The organism is Amycolatopsis sp. NPDC098790, assembly GCF_044759945.1.
Classification (GTDB): domain Bacteria; phylum Actinomycetota; class Actinomycetes; order Mycobacteriales; family Pseudonocardiaceae; genus Amycolatopsis.
In genome coordinates this window covers 1696746-1723734 of sequence record NZ_JBIWAI010000001.1, presented here as the reverse complement: position 1 = coordinate 1723734, position 26989 = coordinate 1696746, and the positions used below count along the sequence as shown (strand labels likewise).

General features: G+C 70.8%; 25 protein-coding genes. 11 read left to right on the top strand and 14 right to left on the bottom strand.

Annotated elements, in window-relative coordinates; translation table 11 throughout:
* Positions 1 to 18: 18 nt before the first annotated feature.
* Positions 19 to 2313, bottom strand: coding sequence for a sodium-translocating pyrophosphatase (locus tag ACIQWX_RS08650; protein WP_400867347.1), 2295 nt, complete (start codon positions 2311 to 2313; stop codon positions 19 to 21).
* 313 nt (positions 2314 to 2626) lie between these two features.
* Here ACIQWX_RS08650 and ACIQWX_RS08645 point away from each other — a divergent pair, with 313 nt between their 5' ends.
* On the top strand, positions 2627 to 5113 hold the full coding sequence (locus ACIQWX_RS08645; protein ID WP_400867346.1) for a DEAD/DEAH box helicase: 2487 nt from the start codon (positions 2627 to 2629) through the stop codon (positions 5111 to 5113).
* A 98-nt stretch (positions 5114 to 5211) separates the two neighbouring features.
* Here ACIQWX_RS08645 and ACIQWX_RS08640 read toward each other — a convergent pair whose 3' ends face one another.
* The 10 genes from ACIQWX_RS08640 to ssd form a co-directional block, all read right to left on the bottom strand.
* Positions 5212 to 5829 carry a bifunctional DNA primase/polymerase gene (locus ACIQWX_RS08640; protein ID WP_400867344.1) on the bottom strand — a complete coding sequence of 206 codons (618 nt, stop codon included), beginning with the start codon at positions 5827 to 5829 and terminating at the stop codon, positions 5212 to 5214.
* A gap of 641 nt (positions 5830 to 6470) precedes the next feature.
* A complete protein-coding gene (locus ACIQWX_RS08635) occupies positions 6471 to 6836 on the bottom strand; it encodes an Rv3654c family TadE-like protein (RefSeq protein WP_400867342.1) in 366 nt (121 codons plus the stop codon).
* Positions 6823 to 7158 carry a TadE family type IV pilus minor pilin gene (locus ACIQWX_RS08630; RefSeq protein ID WP_400869464.1) on the bottom strand — a complete coding sequence of 112 codons (336 nt, stop codon included), beginning with the start codon at positions 7156 to 7158 and terminating at the stop codon, positions 6823 to 6825. Before ACIQWX_RS08630 ends, ACIQWX_RS08635 begins: the two co-directional genes overlap by 14 nt.
* A gap of 20 nt (positions 7159 to 7178) precedes the next feature.
* Positions 7179 to 7343, bottom strand: coding sequence for a DUF4244 domain-containing protein (locus tag ACIQWX_RS08625; protein ID WP_091389387.1), 165 nt, complete (start codon positions 7341 to 7343; stop codon positions 7179 to 7181).
* Between the two features lie 28 nt (positions 7344 to 7371).
* Complete coding sequence (locus tag ACIQWX_RS08620) at positions 7372 to 8085, bottom strand: type II secretion system F family protein (protein WP_400867341.1); 714 nt, start codon at positions 8083 to 8085, stop codon at positions 7372 to 7374.
* The gene (locus ACIQWX_RS08615; RefSeq protein WP_400867339.1) at positions 8082 to 8840 is read right to left on the bottom strand and encodes a type II secretion system F family protein; all 759 of its coding nucleotides are present in this window, start codon (positions 8838 to 8840) and stop codon (positions 8082 to 8084) included. The genes ACIQWX_RS08620 and ACIQWX_RS08615 overlap by 4 nt, the downstream gene beginning before the upstream one ends.
* Before the next feature lie 13 nt (positions 8841 to 8853).
* A complete protein-coding gene (locus ACIQWX_RS08610; protein ID WP_400867337.1) occupies positions 8854 to 10005 on the bottom strand; it encodes a TadA family conjugal transfer-associated ATPase in 1152 nt (383 codons plus the stop codon).
* Positions 10002 to 10181: a hypothetical protein gene (locus tag ACIQWX_RS08605; RefSeq protein ID WP_400867335.1), complete on the bottom strand. Its 180-nt coding sequence runs from the start codon at positions 10179 to 10181 to the stop codon at positions 10002 to 10004. Before ACIQWX_RS08605 ends, ACIQWX_RS08610 begins: the two co-directional genes overlap by 4 nt.
* A 247-nt stretch (positions 10182 to 10428) precedes the next feature.
* Positions 10429 to 10608: a hypothetical protein gene (locus tag ACIQWX_RS08600; RefSeq protein WP_400867333.1), complete on the bottom strand. Its 180-nt coding sequence runs from the start codon at positions 10606 to 10608 to the stop codon at positions 10429 to 10431.
* Positions 10605 to 11678: a septum site-determining protein Ssd gene (gene ssd, locus ACIQWX_RS08595; protein WP_400867331.1), complete on the bottom strand. Its 1074-nt coding sequence runs from the start codon at positions 11676 to 11678 to the stop codon at positions 10605 to 10607. The genes ACIQWX_RS08600 and ssd overlap by 4 nt, the downstream gene beginning before the upstream one ends.
* A 614-nt stretch (positions 11679 to 12292) precedes the next feature.
* Between ssd and ACIQWX_RS08590 the strand changes: the two genes are divergently transcribed.
* The 7 genes from ACIQWX_RS08590 (at position 12293) to ACIQWX_RS08560 (ending at position 21901) form a co-directional block, all read left to right on the top strand.
* Complete coding sequence (locus ACIQWX_RS08590; RefSeq protein WP_086679259.1) at positions 12293 to 13123, top strand: HAD family phosphatase; 831 nt, start codon at positions 12293 to 12295, stop codon at positions 13121 to 13123.
* Positions 13124 to 13827: 704 nt separating this feature from the next.
* Positions 13828 to 15567 (top strand): glycoside hydrolase family 3 protein, encoded by a 1740-nt coding sequence (locus ACIQWX_RS08585; RefSeq protein WP_400869461.1) that lies wholly within the window; start codon positions 13828 to 13830, stop codon positions 15565 to 15567.
* The gene (locus ACIQWX_RS08580) at positions 15564 to 16820 is read left to right on the top strand and encodes an exo-beta-N-acetylmuramidase NamZ domain-containing protein (protein WP_400867330.1); all 1257 of its coding nucleotides are present in this window, start codon (positions 15564 to 15566) and stop codon (positions 16818 to 16820) included. Before ACIQWX_RS08585 ends, ACIQWX_RS08580 begins: the two co-directional genes overlap by 4 nt.
* Positions 16821 to 16866: 46 nt before the next feature.
* Positions 16867 to 18588, top strand: coding sequence for a serine hydrolase (locus ACIQWX_RS08575; protein WP_400869459.1), 1722 nt, complete (start codon positions 16867 to 16869; stop codon positions 18586 to 18588).
* Between the two features lie 211 nt (positions 18589 to 18799).
* On the top strand, positions 18800 to 19801 hold the full coding sequence (locus tag ACIQWX_RS08570) for a MurR/RpiR family transcriptional regulator (RefSeq protein WP_400867328.1): 1002 nt from the start codon (positions 18800 to 18802) through the stop codon (positions 19799 to 19801).
* Between the two features lie 23 nt (positions 19802 to 19824).
* Entirely contained in the window at positions 19825 to 20754 is a 930-nt protein-coding gene (locus tag ACIQWX_RS08565; RefSeq protein ID WP_400867326.1) for an N-acetylmuramic acid 6-phosphate etherase, read from the top strand.
* Between the two features lie 55 nt (positions 20755 to 20809).
* Positions 20810 to 21901, top strand: a complete 1092-nt coding sequence (locus ACIQWX_RS08560) for a HoxN/HupN/NixA family nickel/cobalt transporter (protein ID WP_400867324.1) — start codon at positions 20810 to 20812, stop codon at positions 21899 to 21901.
* Here the strand turns inward: ACIQWX_RS08560 and ACIQWX_RS08555 are convergent.
* Together ACIQWX_RS08555 and ACIQWX_RS08550 are read right to left on the bottom strand one after the other, a co-directional pair.
* Positions 21898 to 22620, bottom strand: coding sequence for an oxidoreductase (locus ACIQWX_RS08555; RefSeq protein ID WP_400867322.1), 723 nt, complete (start codon positions 22618 to 22620; stop codon positions 21898 to 21900). The two genes, ACIQWX_RS08560 and ACIQWX_RS08555, sit on opposite strands and share 4 nt — an antisense overlap.
* Positions 22613 to 23110, bottom strand: coding sequence for a phosphoribosyltransferase (locus ACIQWX_RS08550; protein WP_372671571.1), 498 nt, complete (start codon positions 23108 to 23110; stop codon positions 22613 to 22615). The genes ACIQWX_RS08555 and ACIQWX_RS08550 overlap by 8 nt, the downstream gene beginning before the upstream one ends.
* A gap of 112 nt (positions 23111 to 23222) precedes the next feature.
* Here ACIQWX_RS08550 and ACIQWX_RS08545 point away from each other — a divergent pair, with 112 nt between their 5' ends.
* The 3 genes from ACIQWX_RS08545 to ACIQWX_RS08535 all read left to right on the top strand — a co-directional run bounded on the left by ACIQWX_RS08545 (position 23223) and on the right by ACIQWX_RS08535 (position 26545).
* Complete coding sequence (locus tag ACIQWX_RS08545; protein ID WP_400867320.1) at positions 23223 to 23825, top strand: GNAT family N-acetyltransferase; 603 nt, start codon at positions 23223 to 23225, stop codon at positions 23823 to 23825.
* A gap of 100 nt (positions 23826 to 23925) precedes the next feature.
* Positions 23926 to 25908, top strand: a complete 1983-nt coding sequence (acs, locus tag ACIQWX_RS08540) for an acetate--CoA ligase (RefSeq protein ID WP_400867318.1) — start codon at positions 23926 to 23928, stop codon at positions 25906 to 25908.
* A 142-nt stretch (positions 25909 to 26050) separates the two neighbouring features.
* On the top strand, positions 26051 to 26545 hold the full coding sequence (locus tag ACIQWX_RS08535) for a DUF6319 family protein (protein ID WP_400867317.1): 495 nt from the start codon (positions 26051 to 26053) through the stop codon (positions 26543 to 26545).
* Between the two features lie 58 nt (positions 26546 to 26603).
* Here ACIQWX_RS08535 and ACIQWX_RS08530 read toward each other — a convergent pair whose 3' ends face one another.
* A complete protein-coding gene (locus tag ACIQWX_RS08530) occupies positions 26604 to 26957 on the bottom strand; it encodes a cupin domain-containing protein (protein ID WP_400867315.1) in 354 nt (117 codons plus the stop codon).
* Between the last annotated feature and the right edge of the window lie 32 nt (positions 26958 to 26989).

Genomic DNA, 26989 nt, shown 5'->3' with positions numbered 1-26989 from the left:
CCCGGGAACGGTGGTGCGTCAGGCCTTGACCTCGGCCGGGGTGTCGGAGATGACGGTGCCCCGCCGCTTCGACACCACGATCGCCGCCACGATCACGGCGAGCGCGACCAGCGAGATGATGATGCGGACCGCGGTGTTGGCGTCGTTGCCGATCGTCAGCTGCACGACGGCGGGCGCGATCAGCACGGAGACCAGGTTCATCACCTTGATCAGCGGGTTGATCGCCGGGCCGGCGGTGTCCTTGAACGGGTCACCGACGGTGTCACCGATGATGGTGGCCTCGTGCGCGGACGAGCCCTTGCCGCCGTGGTTGCCGTCTTCGACCAGCTTCTTCGCGTTGTCCCACGCGCCACCGGAGTTGGCGAGGAAGATCGCCATCAGGGTGCCGCAGGCGATCGCGCCGGCCAGGTAGCCGGCGAGCGCGCCGGTGCCGAGGCCGAAGCCGACCGCGATGGGAGCGAAGACCGCCAGCAGACCCGGCGTCGTCAGTTCACGCAGGGAGTCGCGCGTGACGATGTCGACGACCTTGCCGTACTCGGGGCGGGTGGTGCCCTCCATGATCCCCGGGATGTCGCGGAACTGGCGGCGCACCTCGTAGACCACCGCGCCGGCCGCGCGGGAGACCGCGTTGACGGCGAGACCGGAGAAGAGGAACACCACGGCCGCACCGATGATCACGCCGACCAGCGTGTTCGGGCTGACGATCTCGTTGACGAACGACTTCGCCGCGTCGACGCCGGTGACCACGCCGTTGCCCATGCCCGACAGCGTCTTCGTGATCGCGTCCGAGTAGGACCCGAACAGCGCCGTCGCGGCGAGGACCGCCGTGGCGATCGCGATTCCCTTGGTGATGGCCTTGGTGGTGTTGCCGACCGCGTCGAGCTCGGTGAGGATCTGCGCGGCCTGCTCGTCGACGTCGCCCGACATCTCGGCGATGCCCTGCGCGTTGTCCGAAACCGGGCCGAACGTGTCCATCGCGACGATGACGCCGACGGTGGTCAGCAGGCCGGTGCCGGCCAGCGCCACGGCGAACAGCGCGATGCCGCCGCCGAGGAGGTACGCGCCGAAGACCGCCGCGCCGATGACGAGCGCGGTGTACACAGCGGACTCGAAGCCGATCGAGATACCGGACAGGATGACCGTCGCCGCACCGGTTTCCGACGTCTGGCCGACGTCCTTGACGGGCTTGTACTCGGTCCCGGTGTAGTAGCCGGTCAGCTTGAGGATGACCGCCGCGAGCACGATGCCGATGATCACCGCGATGGTCGCGATGACCGCCGGGTTGCCCGTGCCCTCGAAGCCCGCGCCGAAGTCGGAGAAGCTGCTCGGCAGGTACACGAACGCCGCGATCGCCGACAGCACCGCGGAAATCACCGCGGAGATGTAGAAGGAGCGGTTGATCGTGACCAGGCCGCCCTCGCCCGTCTTCGCCTTGGTGATGTAGACACCGATGACGGCGGTGATGACGCCGATGGCCGGGACGATCAGCGGGAAGATCAGGCCGTGCACGCCGAAGGCGGTGCTGCCCAGGATCAGCGCGGCGACCAGCATGACGGCGTAGGACTCGAAGAGGTCCGCGGCCATGCCGGCGCAGTCGCCGACGTTGTCGCCCACGTTGTCCGCGATGGTCGCGGCGTTGCGCGGGTCGTCCTCCGGGATGCCCTGCTCGACCTTGCCGACCAGGTCCGCGCCGACGTCGGCGGCCTTGGTGAAGATGCCGCCGCCGACACGCATGAACATCGCGATCAGCGCGGCGCCGAAGCCGAAGCCCTCGAGCACCTTGGGCGCCTGGCCGGTGTAGACCAGCACGACGACCGCGGCACCGAACAGGCCGAGGCCGACGGTGATCATGCCGACAACGCCACCGGTGCGGAACGCGACGCGCATCGCCTTCTCGCGGCCGCCCTCCTCACGCGAGGCGGCGGCGACCCGCAGGTTCGCCTGCGTGGCCAGCCACATGCCGAGGTAGCCGATCGCGAACGAGAAACCCGCACCGACCAGGAAGAAGATCGAACGGCCGATCTTCTCGTTCCAGTCGTCCGCGGGAAGGATAAAGAGCAGGAGGAACACGATCACGCCGAAGATGGCGAGGGTGTTCCGCTGCCGCTTGAGGTAAGCGGCCGCGCCTTCTTGCACCGCCTTGGCGATGTCCTGCATCTTGGCGGTGCCCTGGCCTGCGGCCAGCACCTCCTTGAGCAGGACGTAGCCGATGACGAGTGCGGCAAGCGCGACCACGGCGACTACACCGACAATCGTGTAGCCACCTCCGGAGAGCGTGATGGACCCGCCCTCCGCGAGGAACTGCCGTGACATTCGTCCTCCAGGAGACGTCGCCGATCGCCAGCATCGACGGCGAGCCGGGGGTTCGACACGGCCGACGCTGGCATGGACCCTGTACCGAGCGACACGCTAGCCGTGCGGCGATGCACGTCTCGCATGACGCTCACCACAGAGGGTGTGGATTGCGGGAGTGTATTGGTATCGCAACCAGCGCCTTTAAGGCGTCCCCGGGACAGTACATTCCGTTACCTTGTGAGCCTCCTCACTTGATCGATCCCTCTGGTCGGATTCCGTTGGGGCTCCGGCGATCTCCGGAACTGTCGTACCCCTGTGCCAAGCTCGGCGGGTGGACGAATCACGGGGGCGGCGGCTGCTGGGGCGGGTGACCGCCGGCATCCCCGCGCGCGAAGACCCGATCACGCACGTCGCGGACCTGCCGGGCCGGTCCGCGACGTGCGTGCCGTGGCCGGCGTGGGCCGATCCGGCGGTGGTGCGCGCGTTCGGTGACTGCGGGGTCTCGCTGCCGTGGGCGCACCAGGCGGAGGCGGCTTCGCACGCGTACGAGGGCCGGCACGTCGTGATCTCGACCGGCACGGCGTCGGGCAAGTCGCTCGCCTACCAGCTGCCGGTGCTGTCGCGGCTCGCCGCGGGCGAGAAAGCGAACGCGCTGTACCTGTCGCCGACGAAGGCGCTGGGCGCGGACCAGCTGCGGTCGGTGTCCTCTTTGGACGTCCCGGGAGTACGGGCGGCGTCGTTCGACGGGGACACGCCGATGGTGGAGCGCGACTGGGTGCGCGCGCACGCCAACTGGGTGTTCACGAACCCGGACATGCTGCACCGCGGGATCCTTTCGCAACACGGGCGGTGGGCGGCGTTCTTCCGGCGGTTGAGCTGCGTGGTCGTCGACGAGTGCCACAGCTATCGCGGGGTTTTCGGCTCGCACGTCGCATTGCTGCTTCGCCGGCTTCGGCGTGTGGCCGAGCATTACGGCGCCTCGCCGGTGTTCGTGCTTGCGTCGGCTACTACGGCTTCGCCTGCTTCGTTCGCTTCGCGGTTGACGGGCGTGCCTTGTTCCGCAGTGACAGAGGACGCTTCGCCACGCGGGGCACGGACGGTGGCGCTTTGGGAGCCGCCGCTGCTGGAAGAACTGACTGGAGAAAACGGCGCGCCGGTCCGGCGTTCGGCGGGCGCGGAGACGTCGCGGATCCTGGCCGATCTGGTCGTCGAAGGTGCGCGTTCGCTGGCGTTCATCCGGTCCCGGCGCGGCGCGGAGCTGGCCGCGCTGGGTACGCGTCGCATTTTGTCCGAAGTGGACCCGGCGTTGACGGAAACCGTTGCGGCGTATCGGTCCGGCTACCTCCCGGAAGAGCGTCGCGCGTTGGAGGCGGCGTTGTTGTCGGGACGGTTGCTGGGCGTCGCGACGACCAATGCTCTCGAGCTGGGCGTCGACATCGCGGGGCTGGACGCGGTGGTGCTGGCCGGCTACCCGGGCACGCTCGCGTCGTTCTGGCAGCAGGCCGGGCGGGCCGGGCGTTCCGGCGACTCGGCGCTGGTGGTGTTCGTCGCGCGGGACGATCCGCTGGACACGTACCTGGTGCACCACCCGGCGGCGCTGCTTTCGCGGCCGGTCGAGACGGCGGTGCTTGACCCGGCGAACCCGTACGTGCTGGCGCCGCAGCTCGCGTGCGCGGTGGCGGAGCTGCCGCTGACCGTTCCGGAGCTGGAGATGTTCGGCGGCGCGGCGGCTCAGGAGGTGCTGGCCGAGCTGGCGGAGCAGAAACTGCTGCGCCGGCGGTCGAGCGGCTGGTACTGGACGTCGCGGGAGCGGCCACACGCCGAGGTCGGGATCCGCGGGACGGGTGGCGAGCAGATCGCGGTGGTCGAGTCGGACTCCGGGCGGATGCTCGGGACGGTCGATCCGGGGTCGGCGTGCTTCGCGGTCCACCCCGGCGCGGTTTACCTGCACCAAGGGTCGTCGTACGTCGTCGACGAGCTGGACCTGGACCAGGGGCTGGCGATGGTCCACTCGGAGAACCCGGACTGGACGACGACCCCACGCGAGATCGTGGACATCGCGGTGCTGAGCACGCAGGAGAAGCAGGACTTCGGCGGGGTGAGTGTGTGCCTCGGCGAGGTGGCGGTGACGTCGCAGGTGGTCGGCTACCTGCGGCGACGGCCGTCGGGTGAGGTGCTGGACCACACGCCGTTGGACCTGCCGGAGCAGAGCCTGCACACGCGGGCGGTCTGGTACACGATCTCGTCTTCGCTGCTGGGGCCGGCGGTCGCTGCCGCCGCCGGAAGACGTCCGCGGGCTTCGGCCGATGGCGAGGTGGGGACCGGGGGCCATCGGGTGGGGACCGAACCTGCGGGGCCGGTGGGGACCGGGGAGGAACCCCTGGCGAACGGTCGGGGGCCCGTTCACGAGGGTGGTGGCAGGACACCGGGGAGTGCCGGACTGATTCCGGCACGAGTCCCCGGTGCCCTGCATGCCGCCGAGCACGCGGCGATCGGCCTGCTACCGCTGTTCGCTACGTGCGACCGATGGGACATCGGCGGGGTGAGTACCGCGTGGCACGAAGACACCGGGGAGGCGACGGTGTTCGTGCATGACGGCCATCCCGGGGGTGCGGGATTCGCCGAACGCGGTTATGCCGCGATTGTCCCGTGGCTGGCCGCAACGCGGGAGGCGATCGTCTCCTGCGAGTGCCCGACGGGATGCCCGTCCTGCGTCCAGTCGCCGAAGTGCGGGAACGGCAACGAACCGCTGGACAAGGCGGGGGCAGTGGCTGTCCTGGGAACCGTGCTCGGGGCGTTGCGTCAACACGGTGCCTAGACGGCCACTTGGTGGTTCATGGAGTTGTGTCGTGCTCCGCCTCGGCCGGGCTGGGACCGGCCGTCGGCGGTGGTTCGGGTGGCTCTGTCGTCCGGTGATCAGGCCGCGGTGGTGTGGACCAGCTGCGCGGCGTCGGCACCGGCCAGTGCGCGGACGAGGACGTCCTGCACCTCGGCGGCGTCCGGCAGCTGCCAGCCGCAGACCTCGGGCTTGACGCGCCAGTGCACGACACCGTGCTGGAACGGCGACGGCGGCAGCGGGATGTAGCTGTCCTTGCCGTGCCACTGGACGTCGGCGCGCGCCGCCAGCTCGGCCGGGATGCGGTCGGCGACGGTGGTGAGGAAAAGCCACCGGCCGTTCGGCAGCGCGATGATCGGCGCCGGGTGACCGAGGGCGCGCAGCAGGCGGCAGGCGCGCTTGCCGAGTTCGTCGTCGACCTCGATGGCGTCGAGCACGGTGCCGGTGGCGACGAGGAGGCTGTGGGTCCGGTCGGAGAACCAGGTGGCGACCTCGTGGGCGTGGGTGCCGATCTGCTCGCGCCAGGCGTCACTGGCCGGCACCGGACGGCGCCAGGTGAGGTCGTCGCCTTCGGTGAGCGGGGCGGGGTTGACGCCCGGGAGCACCGGCCAGCCACGCCAGGCGAGACCGATCGCCTCCGCCCGCAGTTCGATGCGGAAGGCGCCGCGCCAGCTGTCCGGCCAATTCGCGTCCAACATTGTCTTTCCTGCCTTAGGTTCCGGTTCTCCGCGACCGGCTGGGACCCTGCCGTGGTGTCGCACATCTCACTTAACGGCAAGTTGCACATTGCCCGGAACCCCCGCGCGACAACCGGTGGTTACGCGGCGATGAACGCCCGGTAGTCCCTAAGCCCGACCGAACCCGGCGACGTCCGATCGACGGTGAACGGCAGCCGGTGACGGACCGTTCGTCGCGCGAATCCCCAGGACCGAGGGCTTGCCCGGACGTTGAGCGGCGGCTTTTGCCGGAGGAATCGGCCCAGGTGAGCAGCCTTTTTGACCGCTCACCGTGCACTACCGACCGCTGCCCGTGACAATTGGCCACTTATCGTCCGCCCCGGCGGATCAGCCGGTCACCGTGGCATACCGACCGGTCGGCGTCCGGCGAACGGGCGGTTCACGGGGTCCCGGTGAGCGGTCAGGGCCGTGGCGATCCGGACGCGGTGGCCACACCGGCCCGGCACGTCGCCGGTCGGCGACTCGGGCTGCGGCCCGGGCCGGTTGACGGGCCACCTGGCCCGGGCCGGTTGACGGGCCACCTGGCCTCCGGGTGGGCCGCCAGTGGGCCCGGCGCGGGCTCCGACCGGTGGGCCCGGCGCGGGCTCCGGCCGATGAGCCGGTCACGGTGGTCGGCCCGCGGGGCCGGCGCGGGCTCTGGCGGAGGGGCCCGGCAGTCCGCCGAACGCCAGGCTCGGTGCCCGCACCTCCACGAAGGCGTCCAGTTGCTGCCATCTGCAGGCCAGGAGCGTGACCGCCATCCGGTCCGCGATCCACCTCGCGCGCTCACATGCCCGGACCGGGCCTTCCACCGCGTGCGAGGCGGCCGCGAGCGCGCCCAGGTCGGCGGCTGTCTCTGCCCTGTGACGGGCCAGGACCGCCGTCGCGAGCCAGCAGCCGAGGACCGCCACCCCGGTCAGCGCGGCCACTGCCATTGCTGTCCAGATGGTGGCCACGCCGCTGTCAGAGCGTGGTTCAGCCTGGCTCATCGGCGGCCTCCGTTCCGGGTTCGGCGACCGCGTATGCCGTCGCGTTCAGGGCGATCGACGGCAGCAGCCCGCCCGCCGGGTGGGTGCTCACCTCGACCGTTATCGCGTCGCCGTCGTGCCTGATGGCGAGGTTCGCCCCCGGTGGGGCGATGTTGTGGACCGCCGAGGCCGCCTCCTGGGGTTGGCCTCTGGCCAGGAGCCGCGCCGCCTCGCGGGCTGCGTCCGTGCAGCGGAGCTGGCTCGTCAGGATCGTGAGGCCCGCGACCAGCAGGACCGTCACCACCGTCAGGGCGGCCAGGCCGAGGGCCGCCTCGACCGTCACCGCTCCTTCGTCTCTTCGGCTCACGACGGCACCGTCAGGGCCTTCATGACCAGGTTCGTCAGCCACGAGACGACCGAGTCGCCGGTGAGGAGGGTGTAGAGGACGGCCGCGAAAGCCGCGACGGCGACCGTGACGATCGCGTACTCGACCGTGGTGGAACCGTCGTCGGAGCGGGGCGCGCGCATGGGTCTTCCCTTCAGTACTTGTCGGTGGTCAGAAGAGCGGGCCGAGCCGTCCGGCCAGGCCGAGGACGACCGGCAGCACGCCCAGGCAGAAGAAGGCCGGCAGGAAACACAGGCCGACGGGCAGTGCCAGCGCCACGCCGGCTCGTTCCGCGCGTTCCTCAGCTTCGGTGGCGAGTTCGTCGCGGAACCGCCCGGCGAGGTCGGCGGCCGCCGTGGCGAACGCGGCTCCGGAACGGGACGTCCGGATCGCCGCGGCCGCCAGTTCGCCGAGCCCCGGGACGGTTCGTGCCCAGGCCTCCTCCGCGGTGGAGCCGAGGGCGAGCAGGCCGGCGGTGGAGCGGAGTGCCGCGCCCGCCTCGGCCGGTGCGGTGCCGGCCACCGCGTCGAGGGCCGTCGGGACCGGCAGCCCCGCGCGGAGGCAGGCCGCGAGGAGATCGAGTGTTCGGGCGAGCCGGAGCTTGGCCGCCACGTCGAGGTTCGGTGCGCGGGGCCGCCGGCTGCGGCGGACGGCCCACCACCCGGCGGCGGTCACCAGGGCGCCTGCGGCCATCCCGGGCAGGCCGCCGATCAGGACCGCGGTCGAGATGCCGGCGAGGCTGGTCGCGAGGTGGGGGATCGCTCGGGGCCATTTGCGGGGCTCGGGGGTTGGAGGGCTGGACAGCCAGGTGAATCGCCTCGCCGCAGCTTCGTTCGGCCAGATGAGGAGAGCGGCGGCGCAGAGAAGGAGAACGGTCGCGGTCATCGGAGCTTCACCCGGCCCGTCAAGGCTCGGCACCACGCTGTTCCCGCCCAAAGCAGGACGCTGCCCACCACCAGCAGCACCTGGCCCGGTGTGCTCCCGGTCAGCACCTCCAGCGGGGATGCGCCCATCGCCTGGCCCAGCACCAAGCACAGCGCTGGGAGGCCCGTCAGAACCGCCGCGCTTGCTTGGGGGCCTGCCAGCTTGGCCCGGGTTCGGCGGGCGAACGTCAACGTTGCCTCCGCGTCGCTGCGGGTCGCTTGCAGGACCTCGGCCATCGGGAGGCCGTGGCGTTTGGCCAATGTCCACGCCGTCGCCAGTTCTGGGAGGGCCGGTGCCTTCAGCTCGCCGTCGAGGCGGGCCGATGTGGCCAGTGCTCGCAGGTCGTCTGCCAGTGCTGGGACCACCTCGGCCGCTGCTTCCGCCGCCGTCACCGGGTGGGCGCCGGAACGCAGCTCCGCGACCATCGTGCGCAGAGCCGTTGCCGTGTGGGCTGCCAGCTCGATGTCCTTTGCGGCGCGGCGGTGGGCTTTTCGCTCCTGGTGCCAGGCCAGCGTCAGCACTCCCGCGGCGATCGCTCCTCCCAGGCCCGCCAGTACGCCGGCCAACGCCGCGGGGAGCAGCCATCGGAGCACCGCCCACACGTCGGGGAGGCGGAACGTCGCCGGGTGCTCGACCGCGGCCTGGAGGCGAGTCGGCGCCGCGGGCCAGCACGCCAGGGCCGCCCCTGCGCACAGCGGGAACCACGGCGTGATCATCGGGACCTCCTTCTCAGCACGCGATCGCCCCCGTCGCGGCGAAGAGGTGGCGGTCGATCGTCCAGCGGCCCGCGCGCCACACCGGGACGACTCGTGCGCGGCCGTGTTCCGCGCGCAGGACGCCCACTTCCGCGAGGCGTCGACGGCCGCCCGGGTCGCGTCGCATGTGGAGGACCACGCGGATCGCCGCGACCAGCTGGCTGTGGACCGCGTCGCGGGGCAGGCCGCCCAGCGCGGCCAGCGCCTCGATGCGGGCCGGTACCTCGGCCGGGGAGTTCGCGTGGACCGTGCACGCGCCGCCGTCGTGGCCCGTGTTCATGGCCGCGAGCAGGGCGCCCACCTCGGCGCCGCGGACCTCGCCGACCACCAGGCGGTCGGGCCGCATGCGCAGCGCCTGGCGGACGAGCTCCGGCAGGCCCACCGCGCCCGCACCCTCCACATTGGCCGGCCGGGCGACGAGGCTGACGAACTGCGGGTGCGCCGGGTGCAGCTCGCCGGCGTCCTCGACGCACACGATCCGCTCGGCCGGGTCGACCGCGCCGAGCAGCGCGGCCAGCAACGTCGTCTTGCCCGCGCCCGTGCCGCCGGTGACGAGGAACGCCATCCGGCGCTTGACGACCGTCCGCAGCACCTTCGCGCCGTTCTCGTCGAACGCGCCGAGCTCCTGCAGCTTCGCGAGGTCGTGCGTCGCCGGGCGCAGGACGCGTAGCGACAGGCACGTGCCGTTCGCCGCGACCGGCGGGAGGACGGCGTGCACGCGGATGCGGCCGTGGGGGCCGGCTCCGGGGAGCCAGCCGTCCACATAGGGCTGTGCGTCGTCGAGGCGGCGGCCCGCCGCGAGGGCGAGGCGCTGGGCCAGGCGGCGGACGGCTTCCTCGTCTTGGAACCGGATGTCGGTGCGGGCCAGGCCTTCCGCGCCGTCCGTCCAGACTTCGGCCGGGCCGGTGACGAGCACGTCGGTCGTCGCCGGGTTCTCGAGGAGCGGGGCCAGCGGGCCGGCGCCGACGAACTCGTCGCGGGCGCGGCGGGCCGCGTCGAGCACCGCGTCGTGGCCGAGGGCGCCGCCGGCTTCGGCCCGGACGGCCGTCGCCACCGCGACCGGGTCGGCTTGGCGGCGGTCGCCGGCGAGGCGGTTGCGGACACGGTCTACGAAGTCGGTGGTCATGGATGCACCGCCGCGGGTTGGGGGTCGCCGGGGTGGGCTGTCACGCGGGTGCCGGCCAGCGCGGTCACCGGGCCGCGGCCGGCGAGGATCAAGACCGTGGGCGACAGAAGCTCGGCCACCCGGATCGGCCGCGCCTGCGGACAGAGGCGGTTGCGGTCTACGAAGTCGGTGGTCACGGTTGCACCGCCGTGGGACGAGGGTGAGCTGTCACGCGGGTGCCCGCCGGCACGGTCACCGGGCCGCGGTCGGCGGGGGCCAAAACCGTGGGCAACAGGAGCTCGGCCGCCCTGATCGGCGGTGCTGGCGGGCGGAAGGGGTCGCGGGCGCGTGCGGCTGTTACGCGGGTGCCGGCCAGCACGGTCAGGCACTCGGCCGCCCCGATCGGCGGCGCCTGCGGGCGGGCGCGGTCTACGAAGTTGGTCGTCACGGTCGCACCGCCGTCGGTCGGGAGTCTCCGGAATGGGCTGTCACGCGGGTGCCCGCCAGCACCGTCAAGAAGTTCTCCGCGCTCACCGGGCCGCGGGCGGCCATCGCCAGGACCGTCGGCAGCAGCAGCTCGGCCACCCGGATCGGCGGGGCCGGCGGGTGGAGGTGGGCGCTCATCGGGCCGCCGTCCGGGCTTCGCGGCGGGCTACCGCCAGCACCTGCGCTGCCGCTTTTGCCAGGGGGCCTCCCGGCTTGGCCGGGAACTCGCCGCGCTCGATCGCTGTTGGCAGGCCTCGCTCCGGGTCCATCGATGCCAGCAAGGGTGGGCCCAGGAGGCCGGCTGTCTGGAGGGGCGTTGCGCCCGTCCGGGACCGTCCACACGCGACCACGCCGAGGCGGGCCGTCAACGCCGAGAGTTGCCGCAGTACCTGTTTCGCCGCCATGCAGGCGCGGAACTCCACCGGGACCACCAGCACGACGAGGTCGGCCACCGCGACCGCTTCCGCCGCCGCGTCGGTCAGCGCGCGCGGGAGGTCGCAGACCACCGTGCGGCCCGATCGGCGGCCGGCCGCGAGGACCGCCGACAGCGACTCGACCGCCGGGCCTTCACCTTCGCCGCCGCACGCCAGCACCGGCAGGCTGCCGCCGCGATGTCTTCGCTGCGGGAGCTCCGCTGCCAGCGCCGGTAGCGAGACGCGGCCGCCCGGCTGGACCTCCGGCCAGCGAAACCCCGGGGTCTTTTCCAGCCCCACCAACAGGTCCAGCCCGCCGCCGAGGGGATCGCAGTCGGCCAGCAGGGCGCCGCCCGGTTCGCGGTCGGCCGCCAGTGCCAGCGTCGCGGCGAAGACGGACGCGCCCGCGCCGCCCCGGCCGCCGACCACGCCGAGCACCAGGCCGGCTTCCTCCGCCGGCGTCTCGACGACGTCGGCGAAGGCTCCCGCGAGCTCGGTCTCCTCGTCCGGCAACGAGATCACGCGCTCGACGCCGCCGCGGAACGCGCTCTCCCACGTCCGCGGCCCCGGACTGCCCTTGCAGACCAGGAGGATCCCGCCCCGCCGGGGCAGCACGGGTGGCAGCCGCGCGGCTTCTTCGTCGAGGACCACCAGTGGCGCCCTGGCCCAGTGGCCGCGGGCCGCCGTCAGGTCCGGTGCCCGGTCGAGCTCGCAGCCCGCGACCGCGGCCACGCGCAGGATTTCGTCGAGCACGGTTTCGTCCGCGGCGACCACGAGCGGTCGTTCCCCCGTCATGCGTTCCTCCCCCGTCGTCGGTGGGGGCCGTGGGTGGCCCGGTTCCCACCGTCGCGGGCGGTGGTGCGGGGGCGCAACGGGGTGGGCGGGCGGCTGTGGACAACCGGGGTGTTGTGGACAACTGGTGCCCGGTGCGCGGCTCGCGAGCCGGTTTTGCCGGTGGGGTGTGGCAAGATCGCGCCCGCCCGCGACGCACCTGCGGCGGGAAAGCCGGGCGAATGCCCGCATTCGACGAATTCGACCGTATTCGAGAATGGCCGACACGGCCTGGGGAAACAGAATCGAGAAAGGTTAGCGGAAGGCAAAACGGCCCGCGGCGGACGCGCGGGCCGGAAAGGCAAGAGGAGAGTTAAGAGGGCGGCCCTCGCCAGGGGGGAGGGACGAGGGCCGCCGTGGGTTCAGCCCCGGGGGGTCGGACTGAACCGGCCCGGTTGGACACCGGGCTCCCTCACTGTAACTCCGCCGGTGGCCGGTTCGCGCACCGGGCGAGGCACACAGTTCGGTAACGGCACAGCGCGCCGGAAGTGCCTTCCTGTCATGGATTTTCCGCCTGCCGCGCCGCGCGGGTGGTGGATCAACGGGACGCGCCGCGATCAAGCTCCTATCCTGGGCAGGTGGCCGAACCGAGCAGCGCCCCGTCGCGCATCCGGAAGCCGGGCCCGGAGCACGCGGTGGCCGCGTTCTTCGACCTGGACAAGACGATCATCGCCTCGTCGAGCGCGCTGGCGTTCAGCAAACCCTTGCTGAAAGAAGGATTGATCAACCGTCGCGCCGCGTTGCGGAGCGCCTACGCGCAGCTGGTGTTTTCGCTCGCCGGCGCCGACGAAAACAAGACCGAGCGGCTGCGGGCCGAGGTTTCCGCGCTGTGCGCGGGCTGGGACGTCGCCCAGGTTTCGGCGATCGTCCGCGAAACCCTGCACGACGTCGTCGACCCGCTCGTGTACGCGGAGGCGGCGGAGCTGATCGCGCGCCACCGCGAGGACGGCCACGACGTCATCGTGCTGTCGGCGACCGGCGAAGAGGTCGTCGCGCCGGTGGCGGAGATGCTCGGCGCGACCCGGAGCGTCGCGACGCGCATGCAGATCGTCGACGGCCGCTACTCCGGCGAAGTCGACTTCTACTGCTACGGCGCCAACAAGGCAGTCGCCGCGAAGCAGCTCGCCGCGACCCACGGCTACGACCTCGCCGAGTGCTTCGCCTACACCGATTCGAGCACCGACATCCCGCTGCTCGAAGTCGTCGGGCACCCGCACGCGGTCAACCCGGACAAGCTCCTGCGGCGGGAGGCCCTCGAGCGCGGGTGGCCGATCCTGGCGTTCGACCGGCCGATGTCGCTGCGCAGCCGGATCCCGACGCGATCGGCGGGGATGGTGGCGCTCGGTGTCGGCGCGGTGGCGGCCGGCGCGACCTGGTACGGCCTCAACCGTCGCCGTCGGTCCCGATAGCCGATCAACCGCCACCCACACGGCCGCACGGCCTCGGCTTTGCTTGGCCCAGCCCCGAATTGTCCGTCGCGCAGGGTGCCGGTGTCACCCGATCCAGCCTCTGTACCGGTGCACCCATCCGCGCACTTGAAGTGACCGGGCTCACGGCGTAGAAAGTAGGTGCGGACGTTCGGTCGGCCAGGGAGCAGGTAGAAGAGAAGCCTGTTCCACCCCGGCAAACCTCCGTGCGCGGACTCCGGGTACCCACGCGCAGCGCGCCGCGGGAGGCTCGTCGTCTAGGGACTGCGTAGTGGGACGCCACACGCCGAGTCCATGTAGGTACGACCAGAGTTGCACGCTTGGTCGCCCGAGAAGTTCGCGCTTGCAGGCGGCGCCCGTTGACCCTTCGGGGTCACGGGCGCCGCCTCGTCTATGCAGAAAGTCGGCGGTAAAGGAAAGCCGGGTACAGCCCAGTCGCCGAAGTGGTCCGCCGCCCGTTCGGCCGCCACACATGTTGCGAACGGCGACTTTCCTACCGATCCGGGTACGACTGGACCGTTCGTGCGGTCGGTCGATGGACATCGACGGATTCGGTGAGTAGCTTCCCGATACTGGCGCCTCCGAGTGGACTTCTCACGTCCGCCGGGCGCCCGCAACTTTCTGGGAGGCTGGTCGTGACGACCCGAAATCGGAGGTTCCATGCGCTCGCCCTGCCCGTCGCGGGGGTGCTCGCCCTCACCGGTGTGGGTGTCGCGACCGCGGCGAGCGCGCCGCGGGTGAGCGCCGACGCGCAGGCGGAAGCCGCGGCGACGCAGGCACTGCGGGGGCTGACGCTCGAGCAGAAGGTCGGGCAGCTGTTCGTGACCTGGGTGAACGGCAAGTCCGCCGACGAGGTGAACCCGAAGAACCAGACCGACTTCGGGGTCGACACCCCGGCCCAGGTCGTCCGGAAGTACCACCTCGGCGGCGTCATCTACTTCAACAACGACTCGCGCGACAACTTCGACGACCCGGTGCAGGTCGCGAAGCTGTCCAACGGCCTCCAGAAGGCCGCCATCACCAGCGGGGCGCACATCCCGCTGCAGGTCGCCGCCGACCAGGAGGGTGGCACCGTCACCCGGATGGGCGCGCCGGCCACGGAGTTCCCGAACGCCATGGCCATCTCCGCCGGGCGGGACACCGGCCGCGCGACGAAGGCCGCGACCATCCTCGGCCAGGAGCTGCGGGCCGTCGGCATCAACCAGGACTTCGCGCCCGACTCCGACGTCAACTCCAACCCGGTGAACCCGGTCATCGGCGTCCGGTCGTTCGCCGGGCAGCCCGGCCTGGCCAGCGACTTCGTGACCGCCGAGGTCGGGGGCTTCCAGAAGTCCGTGGCCGCGACCGCGAAGCACTTCCCGGGCCACGGCGCCGCGCCGACCGACAGCCACACCGGCCTGCCGCGGATCGACAGCACCGAGGACCAGTGGCGGGCCACCGACGTGCCGCCGTTCAAGGCCGCCATCAAGGCCGGCATCGACTCGATCATGACCGCGCACATCCAGTTCCCCAGCCTCGACCCGTCGCTCGAGCCGGCGACGCTGTCGAAGCCGATCGTCACCGGCAAGCTGCGCAACGAGCTGCACTACAACGGCGTCGTCATCACCGACTCCCTCGAGATGCAGGGCGTGCGCGAGATGCACAGCGACGCCGAAATCCCGGTCCTCGCGCTCAAGGCCGGCGTCGACCAGCTGCTCATGCCGGTGCACCTCGACGTCGCCATCAACTCGGTGCTCGCCGCCGTGAAGTCCGGCGACATCCCGATGCAGCGGATCGACCAGAGCGTGCTGCGCGTGCTGAAGCTGAAGTTCAAGAGCGGCATGCTCTTCGCGCCGTTCGTCGACCCGAACCGGGTGATGAAGACCGTCGGCACGCCGGCGCACCTCGCCACCGCGCAGGACATCGCCGACCGCGGCATCACGGCCGTCGCGAACGACGCCGGCCTGCTGCCGCTGAAGCAGAAGCCCGCCACGGCGCTCGTCACCGGCTGGGGCGTCTCCACCACGACGACGCTCGCGCAGAAGCTGACCGCCCACGGCACGGCCGCGACGGCCTACCAGACCGGCCAGGCCCCGACGGACGCCCAGATCGCGCAAGCCGTCGCCAACGCCAAGAACGTCGACCTGGTCGTCGTGCTGACCAACAACATCGGCGGCTTCCCGCTGCAGACCAAGCTCCTCGACGCTCTGCAGGCCACGGGCAAGCCGGTCGTCGCGGTCGCCGCGCAGATCCCGTACGACGCCGGTTACGCGTCCACCGTCAAGACCTGGCTGGCGACCTACGGCTACATCGGGCCGACGCTCGAAGCACTGGCCAAGGTGATCCTCGGCGAGACGAAGCCGGTCGGGAAGCTGCCGGTCGACATCCCGGCGGGCGCCGACGTGCACACCGTCAAGTACCCCTTCGGCCACGGGCTGACCTGGTGAACCTCAACCGGCGCCACTTCCTCGGCGCGGGCGCGCTCGCGGTCCCGGCCCTCGCGGGCGGCTCCGCGGTGGCCGGAGCCGAACCCCAGGGTCACGGTCGCGTCCTCACCGGCGCGGAGCAGCTGGCCGCCCAGGGCTGGCGAAGTTTCAAGGGCCGCAAGCTGGGCGTCCTGTCGAACCCGACCGGTGTCCTGCTCAACGGCGACCACATCGTCGACTCGATGGTCGCGGCCGGCGTCAAGCCGGTCGCGGCCTTCGGGCCCGAGCACGGCTTCCGCGGCAGCGCGCAGGCCGGCGGCTCCGAAGGCGACTACACGGACCCGCGCACGGGCGTCCCGGTGTACGACGCGTACGGCGTCGACGCGGCGAAACTCGCGACGCTGTTCACCAAGGCGGGCGTCGACACGGTCGTCTTCGACATCGCCGACGTCGGCGCGCGCTTCTACACCTACATCTGGTCGCTCTACACGGCGATGGTGGCCGCCGCGCAGGTCAAGGCCGCGTTCGTCGTGCTCGACCGGCCCAACCCGATCGGCGGCCGGGCGGCGGGCCCGCTGCTCGACCCGAAGTTCGCGTCCGGCATCGGCCGGAAACCGATCGTCCAGCAGCACGGCATGACCGTCGGCGAGCTGGCCCGCTTCTTCGCCGAGGAGTTCCTGCCCGGCGAAGGCGTGCAGCTGGACCACCTCGACGTCGTCCAGGTCCGCGGCTGGCAGCGCGACACGCTCTTCGCGCAGACCGGCCTGAACTGGGTGCTGCCGAGCCCGAACATGCCGACCCCCGACACGGCTCTCGTCTACCCCGGCACCGGCATGTTCGAAGGCACGGTGTTCTCCGAAGGCCGTGGCACGACCAGGCCGTTCGAGATCATCGGCGCGCCCGGACTCGACTGGCGCTGGCGCGAGAAGCTCGAAGACCTCCAGCTGCCCGGGGCGAAGTTCCGCGAGATCTACTTCGTGCCGACGTTCAGCAAGTTCGTCAACCAGGCCTGCGGGGGCGTGCAGGTGAGCGTGGGCGACCCGCGCGTGTTCGACGCCATCCGCACCGCGGTCGCCATGCTCGTGACGGCGAAGGCGCTGCACCCGGACGTCTTCGCCTGGCGCCCGGACAACTACATCGACAAGCTCTCCGGGTCCGACCGCCTGCGGACCATGGTCGACGCCGGAGCGGGCGTCGACGAGGTCACCGGGGCCTGGCGGGCCGAGCTCGCCGAATTCGACCGGAAACGTCGTCGCCACCTGCTCTACCGCTGAGGGGGAACTCGTGCGTGCTAGGAAGGTCATCGCCGCGGCCACCGGAGTGCTGGTCGCGCTGACCACGTTGACCTCGGGAGCCAGCGCCATCGGACGCCACGACGACGCAGGCCGCTTCGACCGGCCGCAGCAGGGGTTCGCCCCGGCGTGGACGACGCTGCGCACCGGGAGCCCCCGGGAGGTCAACCTCGATCCGGCGCCGATCAAGGCCGCCGAGGACTTCCTGGCGAGCTGGACGAAACCGGACGCCACCGGGCACCCGCACTTCTCCGGCGCGGTCGGCCTGCTGGCCCACAACGGCGTGGTCGTCGACCGGTACGCCGTCGGCGGCGCGCTGCGGTACGCCGGCGCGGCGGGCACCGAACTGCCCGCCGACCAGCAGGTCCCGATGCGCAACGACACCATCTTCGACATGGCGTCGATCTCGAAGCTGTTCACGTCGATCGCCGTGCTGCAGCTGGTCGAACGCGGGCAGCTGACCATCGACACGCCCGTGTCGAAGTTCTTCCCGGAGTTCGCGACCGGCGACAAGGCCGCCATCACCGTCAAGATGCTGCTCACGCACGTCTCCGGGTTCGACGCCGACCCGATCCCGTCGCTGTGGGCCGGCTACCCGGACATCCCGTCGCGCCGGCAGGCGGTGCTCGACAGCCCGCTGAAGAACAAGCCGGGCACGACCTACCTCTACTCCGACATCAACCTGCTCACCCTCGGCTTCATCGTCGAGAAGCTGACCGGGCAGAGCCTCGACAAGGTCGTCCACGACCGGATCACCGCGCCGCTCGGCATGGTCGACACCGGCTACAACCCGCCCGCGTCGAAGCTGAACCGGATCGCCGCGACGGAGTACGAGGCCAACCCGCCGCGCGGGATGGTCCGCGGCAGCGTGCACGACGAGAACGCGTGGTCGCTCGGCGGCGTCGCCGGGCACGCGGGCGTGTTCAGCACCGCGAACGACATGGCCGTCCTCGCCCAGACGATGCTCAACGGCGGCAGCTACCGCGGGCACCGGATCCTCCGCGAGGACACCGTGCGGCAGATGATGCTGACCAACTACAACCAGCAGTTCCCGGACGACGCGCACGGCCTCGGCTTCGAGCTCGACCAGCCCTGGTACATGGGCGCGCTGGCGTCGCCGGTCACCGCCGGGCACACCGGCTTCACCGGGACGACGCTGGTCATCGACCCGGAGTCGCGCTCCTTCGCGATCCTGCTGACCAACCGCGTGCACCCCTCCCGCAACTGGGGCTCGATCAACACCGCGCGCCAGGTGTGGGCGACGTCGCTGGCGACGGCGATGGCCGTCGAACCCAAGGCAGGGAAGGACGCCTGGACGAGCACGCTGGGTAACGCCGGTGTCGCCACGCTGAGTACCGGCCCCTTTACTACGCAAAGTGATCAAGCACGCGTGTCCTTTTACGCCTTCGTGGACACCGAGGGAAGCACTGATCCACTTCAGCTGCAGGCGACCACCGACGGGGTGAACTGGCAACCGATCGCGTTGTCGGTATCCGGCCCGGGCGCACCCTCCGGAGATGTGACGTCGCTCTCCGGACACGGGCACCGTGCCTGGTGGCGGGCGGCGGGCACCCTTCCGCGGGGAACCTCGGTGAGCCTGCGCTGGCGTTACAGCACCGACCCGAGTTACACGGGCCGCGGTGTTTCGGTCGACGGTGTGAAAGTCACCGAGAGCGGCCGATCACTCCTCGACGGTGAACGAAACCCCGCCGCGTTCGTCGCGGAGGGTTGGCACTTGAGCGCAAGGTGACCGCGCGGTCGCCGACCGTCGAGAATCTCGCCGAGTTTACCGTCTGCTTGCCGTTTGCGCCGCGACACTAAGTTGCCAAGTCGTTAGCTTGACCTCGTTAACAAGACCGACCTGGTTGGCGACTTTCTGGTCAGTGATTAATCGCAAATCCAGATCCGCAGACACGGACGGGTTGCGATCCGACCGAAGGGTGTGGGTAGCCTTGTCGCAGATGCCAACGGTTAGTAACTTTCCGACGGTGAGTGATACCGAATCCGTAATCAGCGCGGCACCGTCCGAAGCCGTCGCGGTCCAGCCGGCCGTGCGCGACGCGGACGCCAGCCCGCTGGTGCGGATCCGGTCCCTGCTCCCCGGACTGGCCCGCGCCGAGCAGCGCGTGGCCAAGGTGGTGCTGGAAGATCCCGCCTCGGTGGCGAGACGCAGCATCACCGAGGTGGCGTTGGCCGCCAACACGAGCGAGACCACGGTGACGCGGTTCTGCAAGGCCGTCGGCGTCGGCGGGTACCCGCAGCTGCGCATCGCGCTGGCCGCGGACACCGCGCGCACCGAGGCGCGCACCACGCGCAACCTCGGCGGCGAGATCGGCCCGGAGGACGACCTGGCGGCCGTCATCGGCAAGGTCAGCTTCGCCGACGCGCGTGCCGTCGAAGAGACCGCCGACCAGCTCGACGTCGCCACGCTGGAGCGCGTGATCGAGGTCGTCGCGAGCGCCGGCCGCGTGGACGTCTACGGCGTGGGCGCCAGCGCGTTCGTCGCCGCGGACCTGCAGCAGAAGCTGCACCGCATCGGCCGCGTCTGCTTCTCGTGGTCGGACACGCACATCATGCTGACCTCGGCCGCGGTGCTGAGCCCCGGTGACGTCGCGATCGGCGTCTCGCACACCGGCGCGACCACCGACACCGTCGAGGCGCTGCGGGTGGCCCGCGAGCACGGCGCGGTCACCATCGCCGTGACGAACTTCCCGCGGTCCCCGATCACCGAGGTCGCCGACTACGTTTTGACGACCGCAGCCCGGGAAACCACTTTCCGTTCGGGAGCGACGGCGAGCCGCATCGCCCAGCTCACCGTCATCGACTGCCTGTTCATCGGCGTCGCGCAGCGGCACATGGACGCGTCGGTCAGCGCCCTGGACGCGACCAGGGACGCGGTCGGCTCGCACCGCTTGGGGGTCAGGCCGGACGGTCGTCGCCGTCCGCGGGAAACCGGCAAGTGATGACCGGAGAAAATGTGAGGCGCATGATGACCGTCCCCACGCAGGCGGTGCACGTCGATTCGCCGACCGAAACCCGCAATCCCCGCACCACGGACATCGACCTGATGTCCACCGCGGGGATCCTGGGCGCGATCAACGCCGAGGACCGCACGGTCGCCGGCGCGGTGGCCGAGGTGCTGCCGCAGGTGGCCCGCGCGGTGGACTACGCGGTCGAAGCCCTGCGGGCGGGCGGCCGGGTGCACTACGTCGGCGCGGGCACGTCGGGGCGCCTGGCCACGCTGGACGCGGCCGAGCTGGTGCCGACGTTCAACGTGCCGGCGGACTGGTTCATCGCGCACCACGCCGGCGGCGAGAAGGCCCTGCGCAGCGCCGTCGAAAACGCGGAGGACGACGACGGGGCCGGCGCGGCCGAGATGGCCGCCATGGTCCAGCCGGGCGACTTCGTGCTGGGGCTGACGGCGTCGGGCCGGACGCCGTACGTGCTGGGTGCGCTGGCCGCGGCGTCGCGCCAGGGTGCCCGCACCGGGCTGGTCTCGGGCAACCCGAAGGCCGCCAAGCCGACCGGCGTCGACGTGCTCATCGCCGTCGACACCGGCCCGGAGGCGATCGCCGGCTCGACCCGGATGAAGGCGGGCACGGCGCAGAAGATGATCCTCACGTCGTTCTCCACGGCGACGATGATCAAGCTGGGCCGGACCTACTCCAACCTGATGGTCAGCATGCGGGCGACGAACGCGAAGCTGCGCGGCCGGACCATCCGGATCCTGCAGGAAGCCACCGGCATGACGATGGCGGACTGCTCGGACGCGCTCACCGAGGCCGGGGGCGACCTCAAGGTGGCGCTGGTGCACTTGCTGTCCGGCGAGGACGTCAAGAGCGCCGCGAAGGCACTGCACGCGTCCGGTGGGCACGTGCGGAAGGCGCTGGACCTGGTGCGCGTGCGCGCCAGCTGATTGCTCTTCATCTGCTCACCTGTCTAACCTCTCAGATGAGGGAAGGCGGGCGGCGATGGCGAGCACGATCGAGGACTCGCGGCGCGGGCTTTCGCGCCGCGAGTGGGTGTCCATCGGCGGGATGGCCGGGTTCATCCTGCTGCTCAACGTCGTGGGCTGGGTGGTGCTGGCGGTCTTCGTCGCACCCCAGCACTACGCGCTCGGCGCGTCCGGGGTCTTCGGGATCGGCCTCGGCGTCACGGCGTTCACGCTCGGCATGCGGCACGCGTTCGACGCCGACCACATCGCCGCCATCGACAACACGACCCGCAAGCTGATGGCCGACGGCCAGCGTCCGCTTTCGGTCGGCTTCTGGTTCTCGCTCGGGCACTCGACGATCGTGTTCGCGCTCTGCCTGCTGCTTTCCCTCGGCGTCCGCGCGCTGGCCGGGCAGGTCGAGGACGACTCCTCGGCACTGCACAACGCGACCGGCATCATCGGGACGTCCGTGTCCGGCGTGTTCCTGTACGTGATCGCGATCCTCAACCTCGTGGTGCTGATCGGCATCCTGCGGGTGTTCAAGCGGATGCGGCACGGCGAGTTCGACGAGGCCGCGCTGGAGCACCAGCTGAACAACCGCGGCGTGATGAACCGCCTGCTGCGCGGCGCGACGAAGTCCGTGCGCAAGCCGTGGCACATCTACCCCGTCGGCGTGCTGTTCGGGCTGGGCTTCGACACCGCGACCGAGATCGGGCTGCTGGTGCTGGCCGCCGGCGCGGCGACGTTCGCCCTGCCCTGGTACGCGATCCTCGTGCTGCCGATCCTGTTCGCCGCCGGGATGAGCCTGTTCGACACCGTGGACGGCTGCTTCATGAACTTCGCCTACGGCTGGGCGTTCGCGAAGCCGGTGCGCAAGATCTTCTACAACATCACGGTGACGACGCTGTCGGTCGCCGTCGCGTTCGTCATCGGCACGATCGAGCTGGTGTCAATCCTCGCAGAGAAGCTCGACATCACCTCGGGACCGCTGGCCGCGATCGCGTCGGTGGACCTGGACTACGTCGGGTTCGGGATCGTCGGGCTGTTCGTGCTGACGTGGGTCGTCGCGCTGGCGGTGTGGCGGTTCGGTCGCATCGAAGAGAAGTGGTCGGCGAAACTGTCCTCTTAAGACGCCGCGTCGGAGATGCTCTTCGCCTCGCGCGCGCCCGCTTCGAACGCCTCGCAGCAGAAGAGCAGCCACGCGCGTACGCCTTCGGGCTCCCCGCTTGCGAACCCCGAAGCGGCTTCGAGATAACGCGGCACGCGGCGGAAGAACGCGACTTCGGGAATGCTCAGGGCCTTCGGGTCCAGCCCCGTCGCGACCATCGTCAGCCGGGCCGCGGCGCGCGCCACGACGCCGTCCGCGCTGCCGAACGGCTTGAGCGCCAGCAGTTCCCCGTGCACGACGGCCGTCAGCACGGGGCCCGGGGCCGACGTCGCGCCCGTCACGAGCTGGGCGAGCAGCTCGAGCCGGCCACCGCCGGAATGCGGGCGTCCCAACGCATCCGGGTCGTCGACGAGGTCCGCCGCCGCCAGCACGTGCATGCGCGCCAAGGCTTGCAACGGCGCGCGGCGCCACGTCGGGAGCAGCGTTTCGAGCGTCTCCGCGACGCGCAGCGCGCCGGCCAGGACCGGGTCGGCGACCGCGCCGTCGGCCGGCAGTTCGGGGTTCGCGCCTTCGATGCCGGCGGACGCGCGGGCCGCGCGGACCGACGCCTCGGCCGCGGTCGCCGCGCCGCCGCGGAGGTTGGCCGGGAGCCGGTGGACCGCGAACACGGCGTCCTGAGCGGACTTCGCGGCCGCCGCGACGCCTTCGAGGTCGAGGAGGGGCTTGAGCGGATCAGGCATCGAGGACCTGGCCTTCGCGGGAGACCACGGGCGGCAGCACCGACCACGGGAAGTTGATCCAGCGGTCGGTGTGCCGCCAGACGTACTCGCACTTCACCGTCGAGTGCGGTTTCTCGTAGACGACCGCCGAGCGCACCTCGGCGACGTGCTCGAGGCAGAAGTCGCGGACCAGCTTCAGCGTGGCGCCGGTGTCGGCGACGTCGTCGGCGATCAGCACCTTCTTGCTCGTCAGGTCGACGACGTTGGGCACCGGCGGCAGCATCACCGGCAGGTCGAGGCGCTGGTCGACGCCGGTGTAGAACTCGACGTTCATCACGTGCAGGTTCTTGACGTCGAGCGCGTAGCCGAGCGCGCCGGCGACGAAGAGGCCGCCGCGGGCGATGGACAGGATGAGGTCCGGCGCGAAGCCGTCGTCGGCGATGGTGTGAGCCAGTTCACGGCTCGCGGTGCCGAACAGCTCCCAGCTCAGCTCTTCGCGCTCTTCGCCCATCGATCTCGCCCTTCGTCGTGGTCAGCCGAGCATAGGCAACCCCGAAGTGGCCTTCGAAAATGCTCGGAAACTGGCTATCTCGGAAAGCCAATGCGCCGCCTACGGTGATCACGTGAGCGACTGGAACACCCAACCGACCCTGTCCGGCGAGCACGTCCGCTTGGAGCCGCTGACGCCCGAGCACGCCAAGGGCCTCCTCGAAGCGGGCACCGACCCCGGCATCTGGGCGTGGCTGAGCGTCCGGCAGCCCGCCGACCTCGCGGCCATGGAGCAGTTCGTCGAAGGGGCGCTCGCCGACCCCGACCGGCGGCCCTTCGCGCAGATCGACGTCGCCTCCGGGCGCGTCGCCGGGACGACGTCGTACTACCAGGTCGTCGAGAAGCACCGGATCCTTTCGATCGGGCATACGTGGATCGGCGCGGACTGGCAGCGCACCGGGCTGAACACCGAGTCGAAGCGGCTCCTCCTGCAGCACGCGTTCGAAACCCTTGGTGCGCAACGGGTCGCGTGGGAGACCGACATCCGCAACCTGCGTTCGCAACGCGCCATCGAACGGCTTGGCGCGCTTCGCGAAGGCATCCTGCGGGCGCACCGGATCCGGCCGGACGGCTCGTCCCGCGACACCGTCACCTATTCGATGGTGGCGCCGGAGTGGCCCGCCGCGAAGGCGCGGCTGAACGAACGCTTAGTCACCGCGGCTCGCCTGCCTCGGTGAAACGACCGGGCAACGTGGGTGCAACCTTTTACAAGGCGGACTAACGTCGCTAGCGTGCCGCTAGCCGTCATGTCGGCGCACTACAGGAGGCCTTGCAACCATGACCGAGCAGTCCCCCGCCCTGGACAACCTGCTCACCGAGAGCCGCACGTTCCCGCCCAGTGACGAATTCGCTGGCCAGGCCAATGCGAAGGCCGACCTCTACGCCGAGGCGGACGCCGATCGCGAAGCGTTCTGGGCCAAGCAGGCGGAGCGGCTGACGTGGGACACGAAGTGGACCACGGTACTGGACTGGACCAATGCGCCCTTCGCGAAGTGGTTCGTCGGCGGCAAGCTGAACGTCGCGTACAACTGCGTCGACCGGCACGTCGAGTCCGGGCACGGCGAGCAGGTCGCGATCCACTGGGTCGGCGAGCCGGGTGACACGCGGGACATCACCTACGCCGAGCTGAAGACCGAGGTTTCCAAGGCCGCCAACGCACTCACGTCGCTGGGCGTCAACGCCGGCGACGTCGTGGCGATCCAGCTGCAGATGGTCCCCGAGGCCATCTTCGCGATGCTCGCGTGCGCGCGGATCGGCGCGCTGCACAACGTCGTCTTCGGCGGCTTCTCCCCGACGGCGTTGCGGGCCCGCGTCGACGACGCCGCCGCGAAGGTCGTGATCACCTCCGACGGCCAGTTCCGCCGCGGCAAGGCCGCGCCGATGAAGGCCAACGTCGACGAAGCGCTCGAAGGCGCCGAGACCGTCGAGAAGGTCATCGTCGTGCGGCGCACGGGCGACAAGCTCGAGGGCGACGTCCCGTGGACCGACGGCCGCGACCTGTGGTGGCACGAGCTCGTCGACGGACAGTCCGAAGAGCACACTCCCGAAGCGTTCGACAGCGAGCACCCGCTGTTCATCCTCTACACGTCCGGAACGACCGGGAAGCCGAAGGGCATTCTCCACACTTCGGGCGGTTACCTGACGCAGACGGCGTACACGCACCACAACGTCTTCGACCACAAGGCCGGCGAAGACGTCTACTGGTGCACCGCCGACATCGGCTGGATCACCGGCCACAGCTACATCGTCTACGGCCCGCTCGCCAACCGCGTGACGCAGGTCGTCTACGAAGGCACGCCGAACACCCCGCACGAGGGCCGGCACTGGGAGATCATCCAGAAGTACAAGGTCTCCCTCTACTACACGGCGCCGACGCTGATCCGCACGTTCATGAAGTGGGGCGCGGAAATCCCGGAGAAGTACGACCTGTCGTCGCTGCGGGTGCTGGGCTCGGTCGGCGAGCCGATCAACCCCGAGGCGTGGATCTGGTACCGCGAGAACATCGGCGCGGGCAAGACGCCGATCGTCGACACGTGGTGGCAGACCGAAACCGGCGCGATCATGATTTCGCCGCTGCCGGGCGTCACCTCGACCAAGCCGGGCTCGGCGCAGAAGGCGCTGCCGGGCATCTCCGCGAAGGTCGTCGACGACCAGGGCACCGAGGTCGGCCCGGGCGGCGGCGGGTACCTGGTGCTCGACAAGCCGTGGCCGTCGATGCTGCGGGGCGTCTGGGGCGACGAGGAGCGCTTCCGCGACACGTACTGGTCGCGCTTCAAGGACCAGGGCTTCTACTTCGCCGGCGACGGCGCGAAGTACGACAACGACGGTGACGTCTGGCTGCTGGGCCGCGTCGACGACGTGATGAACGTGTCCGGCCACCGCATCTCGACGACCGAGGTCGAGTCGGCGCTCGTGTCGCACCCGACGGTGGCCGAGGCCGCGGTCGTCGGCGCGACCGACCCGACGACCGGCCAGGGCATCGTCGCGTTCGTCATCCTGCGCGGCAACGCGGTCGACGGCGGCGAAGAGGCCATCCAGGCGCTGCGCAACCACGTCGCCAAGGAGATCGGGCCGATCGCGAAGCCGCGGCAGATCATGGTCGTGCCGGAGCTGCCGAAGACGCGCTCGGGCAAGATCATGCGCCGGCTCCTGCGGGATGTGGCCGAGAACCGGCAGGTCGGTGACGTGACCACGCTGGCCGACTCGTCGGTGATGGACCTGATCTCGTCGGGCCTGAAGTCGGGCAAGTCCGAGGAGTGAGCTAGCGTTCTCGTCGTCAGGGCCCTTCCGGCTTCGCGCCGGGAGGGCTCTGTCATGACCCCCCGAGTGGCACGGCTCGAACGCATGTTCTACGCTGTGCCGCGAACCACACCCCCTTCCCGGGCAAGGAGACGACACGACGATGACCGTGGATGTCCTGACGCACGACGAGGAAACGGCTTCGGCTTCGGCTTCCGCTCCGGCTTCGGCCGCTCCGGCTCCGGAGGTTTCCGCCGACGAGGCGACCGTCACCGAGTCCGCGTCCCCGGCTTCTTCGGAGGGCTCGGCCGAGCCCGCCGCCGAAGAGGCCCCGAAGCCGAAGCGCGGCCGCCCGAAGGGTGCGGCGACGGCGTCGACGGCGAAGAAGACCCGCACGGTCGAGCTGACCCTGACCGTCACCGGCACGGCCGACGGCGAGTGGCAGGCCGAGCTGAAGAACGGTTCGAAGTGGGTCGCGAAGGGTCTGGAGATCCCCGCGGCGGCGGTGTCGCGCGCGGCCAAGGAGCTGCACGCGGACCTGTCCGGCCCGATCGACGAGGTGATCAACCAGGCCCGCGAGGCGCAGGCGGCGAAGGTCGCGGCGCTCGAGGCCGAGCTCGAGAAGGCCAAGCAGGCCCTCGCCGAGCTGGACGCCTGAGGCTTCACTCCCAGGAAACGCCCGGTTCCGCTTCGAGCGGGGCCGGGCGTTTCCGCTTTCAGGCGATTGGTGGACGCCCGGGCAGCGGGGACTTGAACTCCACCCACATCGAGTCCGTCAGCGCCTCTACGTGGTGGGCCACCCCGCGGGGGTGCAGCACCGAATCCCCCGGCTCCAGCTCCCCCTCCACCCCGTCCACCGCACCCCTCAACCGCCCCGACAGCACGTAGACGATCGAGTCGTGGTCGTGCGCGTGCGTTGGCGAGGCCACCCCCGCCGGGTAGTGGATCAAATACGCCAGCCCGCTCGACGCCGTCTCCAGCAGCCGGTAGCGGCCCTCGCCGCCGTTCAGCGGGAGGCCCTCCACCGTCCGCAGCGGCTGCCACACCTGCTCCTCCATACCCGACATCATGACCCATCGCGGCTGAGAGTCCACACAGGACG

What these genes read in the sequence shown, in the direction of transcription:
- ACIQWX_RS08650 (WP_400867347.1), bottom strand. Translation starts at nt 2,313, where the DNA reads ATGTCACGGCAGTTCCTCGCGGAGGGCGGGTCCATCACGCTCTCCGGA.
- ACIQWX_RS08640 (WP_400867344.1), bottom strand. Translation starts at nt 5,829, where the DNA reads ATGTTGGACGCGAATTGGCCGGACAGCTGGCGCGGCGCCTTCCGCATC.
- ACIQWX_RS08635 (WP_400867342.1), bottom strand. Translation starts at nt 6,836, where the DNA reads ATGAGCCAGGCTGAACCACGCTCTGACAGCGGCGTGGCCACCATCTGG.
- ACIQWX_RS08625 (WP_091389387.1), bottom strand. Translation starts at nt 7,343, where the DNA reads ATGCGCGCGCCCCGCTCCGACGACGGTTCCACCACGGTCGAGTACGCG.
- ACIQWX_RS08620 (WP_400867341.1), bottom strand. Translation starts at nt 8,085, where the DNA reads ATGACCGCGACCGTTCTCCTTCTCTGCGCCGCCGCTCTCCTCATCTGG.
- ACIQWX_RS08615 (WP_400867339.1), bottom strand. Translation starts at nt 8,840, where the DNA reads ATGATCACGCCGTGGTTCCCGCTGTGCGCAGGGGCGGCCCTGGCGTGC.
- ACIQWX_RS08610 (WP_400867337.1), bottom strand. Translation starts at nt 10,005, where the DNA reads ATGACCACCGACTTCGTAGACCGTGTCCGCAACCGCCTCGCCGGCGAC.
- ACIQWX_RS08600 (WP_400867333.1), bottom strand. Translation starts at nt 10,608, where the DNA reads ATGAGCGCCCACCTCCACCCGCCGGCCCCGCCGATCCGGGTGGCCGAG.
- ssd (WP_400867331.1), bottom strand. Translation starts at nt 11,678, where the DNA reads ATGACGGGGGAACGACCGCTCGTGGTCGCCGCGGACGAAACCGTGCTC.
- ACIQWX_RS08570 (WP_400867328.1), top strand. Translation starts at nt 18,800, where the DNA reads ATGCCAACGGTTAGTAACTTTCCGACGGTGAGTGATACCGAATCCGTA.
- ACIQWX_RS08565 (WP_400867326.1), top strand. Translation starts at nt 19,825, where the DNA reads ATGATGACCGTCCCCACGCAGGCGGTGCACGTCGATTCGCCGACCGAA.
- ACIQWX_RS08560 (WP_400867324.1), top strand. Translation starts at nt 20,810, where the DNA reads ATGGCGAGCACGATCGAGGACTCGCGGCGCGGGCTTTCGCGCCGCGAG.
- ACIQWX_RS08555 (WP_400867322.1), bottom strand. Translation starts at nt 22,620, where the DNA reads ATGCCTGATCCGCTCAAGCCCCTCCTCGACCTCGAAGGCGTCGCGGCG.
- ACIQWX_RS08550 (WP_372671571.1), bottom strand. Translation starts at nt 23,110, where the DNA reads ATGGGCGAAGAGCGCGAAGAGCTGAGCTGGGAGCTGTTCGGCACCGCG.
- acs (WP_400867318.1), top strand. Translation starts at nt 23,926, where the DNA reads ATGACCGAGCAGTCCCCCGCCCTGGACAACCTGCTCACCGAGAGCCGC.
- ACIQWX_RS08535 (WP_400867317.1), top strand. Translation starts at nt 26,051, where the DNA reads ATGACCGTGGATGTCCTGACGCACGACGAGGAAACGGCTTCGGCTTCG.
- ACIQWX_RS08530 (WP_400867315.1), bottom strand. Translation starts at nt 26,957, where the DNA reads ATGATGTCGGGTATGGAGGAGCAGGTGTGGCAGCCGCTGCGGACGGTG.